Origin of the sequence: Flavobacterium sp., from assembly GCF_003525665.1 — a bacterium.
Taxonomy (GTDB): Bacteria; Bacteroidota; Bacteroidia; order Flavobacteriales; family Flavobacteriaceae; genus Flavobacterium.
The window spans coordinates 1-6,891 of record NZ_DQDX01000064.1 but is presented as its reverse complement, the minus strand read 5'-3'; the positions used below and the strand labels follow the sequence as shown (position 1 = coordinate 6,891).

Here is a 6,891-nt window from a genome sequence, read left to right as displayed (position 1 = left end):
ACAACTGTCTTCTGCCATTACTGATGCCGATTTCGCTAAAGCAAATGAAATTCTGGCTGAAACTAGACTGAAATGTGCTACAAAATCAGAAGTTTTTTATCTTCTAGGAATTGAAGTGCTAAAATATAATATCGAACTTGCAGCAGATGATAAAAAGGAAGTTGCCGTTTTAGATTTGGTGAAATTTTATGATCAATACGATAAAAATTTCCCGGACAATAAAAATGGAAACCTTATCAACAAAGCAATGGTTCTTTACGAATCTAAAATTTCTAAAGAAAACGATGCTTACCAAAGTTTTGATAAAGCATTTGTAAAAGATAAATTTCAGTTTAAAAATCCTAACGCGTTGTTCACTTACTTTAGCTTGTTTAAAGAGAAATACAACGACAAGAAAAACAATATTTCTTTCGATCAATTGTTAGGCAAATACAGCGAAGTTTTATCGGTTGTAGAAAAAAACAGAAAAGAATTTCCAGAGAAAGAGGTAGAATTCAACAATGCATTTTTAGCAATTAATTCATTAGTAAAAGATGATTTAAGCAAAGAAAAGGTTGTGGCTTTCGCCGAATCTAACTTTGCTTCCAATAAAGAAAATATCGGTTGGTTAGAATCTACAGCTAATTTATTATCCCAAAATGCAGCCAATTCTCCAATCTTTGGAACGGTTGCAAACCAATTACATTCGATAAATCCAACAGAGAAATCGGCTTATCATTTAGGAAATTTTAATTTAAAAACTAGAAATCAAGGTAAAGCTGTTGACTACTTTAATCAGTCGGCTTCACTATCTACAGATAAATTAGAAAAAGCTAGAACTTACTATACTTTAGCTAATATCCTTTCGGCAACAGATAAATCGAAATCCAAAGAAGCATTAAAACTTGCTATAGATAACAATCCGTCTAACGGCGAATATTATGTTTTTCTTTCAAGTTTATATTCTAATGCTGCAACAGAATGTGGTACAACAAGTATTGAGAAAAAAGCCATTTATCAATTGGCAAAAACTACAATAAACAAAGCAGCTCAAGTAGAACCTAAATTTAAAGCAACTGCCGATCAATTTTCTAAGAAATTAGAAGCACCAACTTCACAAGAGTTAAGTGCAATTAAAAAGAACGGCAATAAAGTTGTAATTGGTTGCTGGATAAACGAAACAGTTCAGTTCTAAAAATAATGGTAGCAAAAAAAATAGTATTATTTTCAACAGCAATTTTAGTTGCTTTACTACTACTGTCTTCTTGCGAAAGTAATTTCAGAGAAGTTCAAAAGTCGAATTTTGCTGAATTCACTCCAAGCGGTGAAGCCGACACCATTGATTTAAAATACACCGATTCGGGAAAAATTAAATCCATTTTGGTGAGTCCAAAAATGCTAGATTATGCAACGGTTGAATTTCCATTTACCGAATTTCCTAAAGGTTTAAAAGTAACGATGTATGATAACAATGGGAAGAAAACATTTGTAACTTCCAAGTATGCCATCACTTTTAAAAACACCGATTTAATTGATTTACAAGGAAATGTAAAAATTACAAACGAAGCCGGACAATTATTTGAAACAGAACAATTGTATTTTGATCAAAAAAACGAATGGTTTTATACCGAAAAAAGGTTTAAATTTACAGATGCTAAAGGATTTACCTACGGTGAAGGAGTAGATTTTAGCAAAGATTTTAAAATAATAAACTCACAGAGAATTTCTGGCGAAGTACAAAGCGAAAAATAATTATGAATTACTTAAATTTTACAAAATATATTTATTTATTAGTTGGTATTGTCATGACAGGCGACGCCATTTATAATTGGAATAACCCAGAAAAACCTTGGCTTTCAGTGTTAATAGCTGCAATGGGTTTCTTTACTTTTTTCTTTAGAAGTCGTTTCGCTAAAAAGTTTGAAGCTAAAAGAAATCAAGCTACTACAGCAAATCAAGATTCTGTAGAAAATCAAAATAAATAATAGATGGAAATTGTAGTGATAATTGTTTGTTTATTACTTTCTGCCTTTTTCTCCGGAATGGAAATTGCCTATATTTCTTCCAATAAAATTTATCTTGAAATTGAGAAAAAACAAGATAATTTTCTTTCCAATATTCTAACTAAAATTACCGAAAAACCATCAAAATTCATAGCTACAATGCTTGTTGGAAACAATATTGCTATAGTTATTTATGGTTTTTTTATGGGTGATTTAATAATGAATTGGATCAATTTCTTAGGATACCAATTCTCTGAAATCACCAATGTTTTAATACAATCGATTATTTCTACTTTGGTTATTTTACTAACATCAGAGTTTTTACCTAAAGTATTTTTTCAAATTTATGCCAATAGTTTGATCAAGTTTTTTTCCGTTCCAAGCTATTTTTTCTTTGTTATTTTCAACTACATTTCAACGTTTATCATTTGGATTTCTGATATTATTCTGAAAAAATTCTTTAAAACAGAAGGTGATTATGTGCCTTCTTTTTTTAGCAAAATTGAATTGGGAAACTATATCAACGAACAAATGAGTACCGTTGATAACGACGAAGACGTAGATTCTGAAATTCAAATTTTTCAAAATGCACTCGAGTTTTCTGGCGTAAAAGCAAGAGAAATAATGACGCCAAGAACCGAATTGGTAGCTGTAGAGTTTCACAGTTCTGTTTCGCAATTAAGAGAACTGTTCATCCAAACGGGTTATTCCAAAATTTTAATTTATCAAAATTCATTAGACGATATAATTGGATACGTTCATTCATTTGAATTATTTAAAAAACCTCGAACCATTAAAGCAATAATGATTCCGGTAGAATATGTTCCAGAAACTATTTTTATTAAAGACGTTTTAAATTTACTAACAAAAAAACGTAAAAGTGTAGCCGTAATTCTTGACGAATATGGTGGAACTTCTGGAATTATAACGGTTGAAGATATTGTAGAAGAGCTTTTTGGAGAGATTGAAGACGAGCACGATAATGATCAAGAATTAGTTGAACAGAAAGTAAACGAGAAAACATTTCTATTTTCTGCTCGCTTGGATGTTGCTTATATCAATGAAGAATATAAACTCGATATTCCCGAAAGTGATTCTTATGGAACTCTTGGCGGATTTATTGTAGATTTCTCAAAAGAAATTCCTCAAAAAGGAGAACAAATTACCATCGAAAACTTACATTTTGTAATTGAAGAAGCTTCAAATAACAAAATAGATTTGGTAAAAATGACCATTACAGAGTAAAAATAAAAAAAAATCACTTTTTTATTGAAATTATAACTAGACTTTTATAATTATTTCATAGATAATTGTATTTTCGCAAATTGAATTAAAAATTAACATATATAAAAATGGCAGTTTTACAAAAAATTAGACAACGTTCTGGATTACTTTTACTAGTTATCGGATTTTCATTATTGGCTTTCGTCGTTGGTGATTTAATTCAAGGAGGAACTTTTGGAAGACAATCTACTGATGTTGGTAGCATTAACGGAAAAGATGTTCCATTTGAAGACTTTAGAATAAAAGTCGCAAATATGGAGAAAAATGGTCAAGGAACGACGCAAACTCAAGCTGCAAATCAACTTTGGGAACAAGAAATTGCAATTGCACTTCTTACTGCAGAATTTGACAAATTAGGTCTTCGTGCTGGTGAAAATCATATCATCGAAAATTTTAAAAATGATCCAAATATTGGACAAAATCCTGCTTTCTTAAATGAATTAGGGAAATTTGACTTGAAAAAATTCAAAGAGTATTTCAAAACTAATCCTGAGCAAGCTCAAATGATGAAGGATAGAGAAAAAGATGCTGAATTGAATGCAAAATACCAAATGTATGCTGCTTTAATCAAAGGTGGAATGTACACAACTGAAGCTGAAGGTAAATTCAAATACGAATTAGAATCTAATAAAACTTCATTTGATTATGTAGCACTTTTATATTCTACTGTAAAAGATAGCGATATTAAAGTTACAGACGAAGATTATCTTGCGTACATGAAAAAACGTGAAAAAAGATTTAAATCTGAAGGAACTCGCGAAATTGAATACGTTGTTATAGAAGATACTCCTTCTAAAGAAGACCAAGCTGAAGCAAAAGCTAAAATTGATGCATTGTTGGCTGGTGGTGTTGTTTTTAACAACGAAACTAAAACTAACGATACTGTTCCAAGTTTTAAAAATGCTTCAAATGTTGCTGAATATATTGCAGCTAATTCTGATACGCCATACGATTCAACTTATGTAAGCAAGCAAGACTTACCAGCAGAACACGCAGAAGCTTTATTCAACTTGCCTACAGGTGAAGTTTACGGACCATATATTAATGGTAAATATTATGTAGTTTCTAAATCAATGGGAAGAAAATCGGGTGCAAAAGCAAAAGCAAGCCATATTTTAATTTCTTGGGAAGGAACACAATTACCAAACAAAAAAGAAAAAAGAACTAAAGAAGAAGCTAAAGCTAAAGCCGATAATTTATATGCTCAAGCTGTTGCTAATCCGGGAAGTTTTGCAATGTTAGCTTTAACAAATTCTGATGATTCATCTGCTCAAAGCGGTGGTGATTTAGGATATTTTGGTCCAAACCAAATGGTGAAACCTTTTAATGATTACGTTTTTGCAAATCCAGTTGGAAAAATTGGTTTAGTTGAAACAGAATTTGGTTACCACATTATCAATGTTACCGATAAACAAGATGCTATTCGTTTAGCAACGGTTTCTCAAAAAGTAGATCCATCACAAAAAACAACGGATGATGCTTACACAAAAGCAACTAAGTTTGAAATGGATGCTGCTTCTAAAGATTTTGCTGTTGTAGCAAAAGCTGCAGGTGTAACTGTTAATCCAGCAATTAAAGCTAAACCAATGGATGAAATGTTTGGATCTGTTGGAAATCAAAGACAAATTGTTAAATGGGCTTACAGCGAAGCTAAAGTTGGTGATGTAAAACGTTTCGAAGTTGTAAACGTAGGTCACGTAATTGCTAAGTTAACTAAGATAAACGAAAAAGGTTTAATGACAGTTGAAGAAGCAAAACCAATGATTGAAAGCATTATCAAAAACGAGAAAAAAGCTGAGAAATTAAAAGCAAAAGCGTCAGGTTCTTCATTAGAAGCTATCGCTAAAGCAAATGGTACAACAGTTCAACAAGCAGTAGATGTTACTGTTGGTAACCCAATTTTAAACGGAGTTGGTGCTGAACAAAAAGTAGTAGGAACTGCGTTCGGAACTGCAGCAGGAAAATTATCTGCTCCAATTGAAGGAAATAGTGGTATTTATGTAATTAAAGCTAAGTCGGTTTTAAAAGCTCCAAAAGCTGCAAACTATACTGACTATATTAATAAAGTAAAAGCTACAGCTAGCCAAGGTGTAGGAAGAGTTATTCCAGCGTTGAAAAGTGATGCTAAAATTGAAGATAATAGATTAGAATTTTATTAATATTCTACATCTTACTTAATAAAAAAAATCCTGAGCTTAGACTGCACCCAAAAGTTTAGACAAATTTATAATTAATTTTGATAATACTGAGCTCGATATTTTATCGGGCTCATTTTGTTTAAATTTGACTTTATTCTTTCGTTGTTATAATAGATAATATATTTATCAATTTCCTTTTTCAATTGTTCTATTGATTTAAATTTTTGCGTGTAAAACATTTCAGACTTTAATATTCCAAAGAAATTTTCAATAATTGCATTATCTAAACAATTTCCTTTTCTTGACATACTTTGAATAATACCTTTTTCTTTTAATAAATGCTGATAATGACTCATTTGATATTGCCAACCTTGGTCAGAATGAAGTAGTAGATTTGTATTGTTTGGTATTTTCTTAAATGCTTTTTTTAACATCATAACTACTTGATTAAATACTGGACGTTCTGTTAGTTCATAGCTGATTATCTCTTGATTAAACATGTCAATTATTGGTGATAAATACAATTTATTTCCTGACACATTAAACTCGGTTATATCGGTTGCCCATTTCTGATTTGGAGCTTCCGTTTTAAATTTTCTTTCTAATATATTTGGAGCTATTTTCCCATTTTCACCTTTATATGATTTATACTTTTTTACTCTAATAATGCTTTTCAATCCTAATAAATTCATTAATCTAAGAACTGTTTTATGATTGATAATTATTGCTCTATTTTGGAGTTCATAAGTTATTCTTCTGTAACCATAACGTCCTTTATGTTTTTGATAAATGGATTTAATTAACTCTTTAATCTGCTTATATTTATCAGATAATTTACTTTGTTTTTGATGGTAATAAAAGCTACTTCGTGCCATATTAGTCTGATTTAAAAGTACTTCTAAATCAAATTCATGCCTTAATTCCATTATGGCTTTGGATTTCTCCTGGCTTGAATTAAGGCGTCTAACTTTTTTAGCAATGCATTCTCACATCTAAGTCGTTCAATCTCTTTTAATAGTTCTTCTTCTCTTGTTAAAGGTTTGTCAGATTTACGCTTTTTACGTTTATAATCACTCATAGATTTTGGTTTACCTCTTTTTTTTGGTTTTAATCCTTCAACACCAAATTTAGCAAAATCTTTTTTCCATTTTGAAATAATGCCAAAATCTGGAATATTAAATCTTAAACAAGCTACTCTTAAAGGAAGTGATTCCTTTTCTATGGTTTTGATTACTTTTAACTTAAATTCAATTGAATAACTCTGATTTTTTCTCGGTAATAATCCAATTTTGCCCCGAACTTTATAAAAACTAACCCACTTACGTATATTGGATTCATCTATTGCTTTTAAATTAGAAACATGTCCACAAGAATAATGTTTCTTTAAAACTAACTCTACACATTCAAGTTTAAATGTGTAATCATACTTAACTTTTCTTTCCATAAAAAATGCCCCAAATAGTGTCTAACTTTTTGGGGCATGTTCA

7 protein-coding genes are annotated in these 6,891 nt (G+C 30.6%); 5 read left to right on the top strand and 2 right to left on the bottom strand.

Annotated elements, in window-relative coordinates:
• From DIU01_RS04385 to DIU01_RS04365, 5 genes are all read left to right on the top strand, one after another.
• Positions 1-1,174: hypothetical protein (locus tag DIU01_RS04385; RefSeq protein ID WP_290832028.1), on the top strand; the 1,174-nt coding region annotated here is incomplete at its 5' end.
• A 5-nt stretch (positions 1,175-1,179) separates the two neighbouring features.
• A complete protein-coding gene (gene lptC / locus DIU01_RS04380) occupies positions 1,180-1,731 on the top strand; it encodes an LPS export ABC transporter periplasmic protein LptC (RefSeq protein WP_290832027.1) in 552 nt (183 codons plus the stop codon).
• A 2-nt stretch (positions 1,732-1,733) separates the two neighbouring features.
• Positions 1,734-1,964: a hypothetical protein gene (locus DIU01_RS04375; protein WP_290832026.1), complete on the top strand. Its 231-nt coding sequence runs from the start codon at positions 1,734-1,736 to the stop codon at positions 1,962-1,964.
• 3 nt (positions 1,965-1,967) lie between these two features.
• Positions 1,968-3,227, top strand: a complete 1,260-nt coding sequence (locus DIU01_RS04370) for a hemolysin family protein (protein WP_290832025.1) — start codon at positions 1,968-1,970, stop codon at positions 3,225-3,227.
• A 107-nt stretch (positions 3,228-3,334) separates the two neighbouring features.
• Positions 3,335-5,425 (top strand): peptidylprolyl isomerase, encoded by a 2,091-nt coding sequence (locus tag DIU01_RS04365; RefSeq protein ID WP_290832024.1) that lies wholly within the window; start codon positions 3,335-3,337, stop codon positions 5,423-5,425.
• 71 nt (positions 5,426-5,496) lie between these two features.
• On the opposite strand, the gene DIU01_RS04360 is transcribed toward DIU01_RS04365, so the two are convergent.
• Both DIU01_RS04360 and DIU01_RS04355 read right to left on the bottom strand, forming a co-directional pair.
• Positions 5,497-6,330 (bottom strand): IS3 family transposase, encoded by an 834-nt coding sequence (locus DIU01_RS04360; RefSeq protein WP_290832023.1) that lies wholly within the window; start codon positions 6,328-6,330, stop codon positions 5,497-5,499.
• A complete protein-coding gene (locus tag DIU01_RS04355) occupies positions 6,330-6,848 on the bottom strand; it encodes a transposase (protein ID WP_290832022.1) in 519 nt (172 codons plus the stop codon). The genes DIU01_RS04360 and DIU01_RS04355 overlap by 1 nt, the downstream gene beginning before the upstream one ends.
• Between the last annotated feature and the right edge of the window lie 43 nt (positions 6,849-6,891).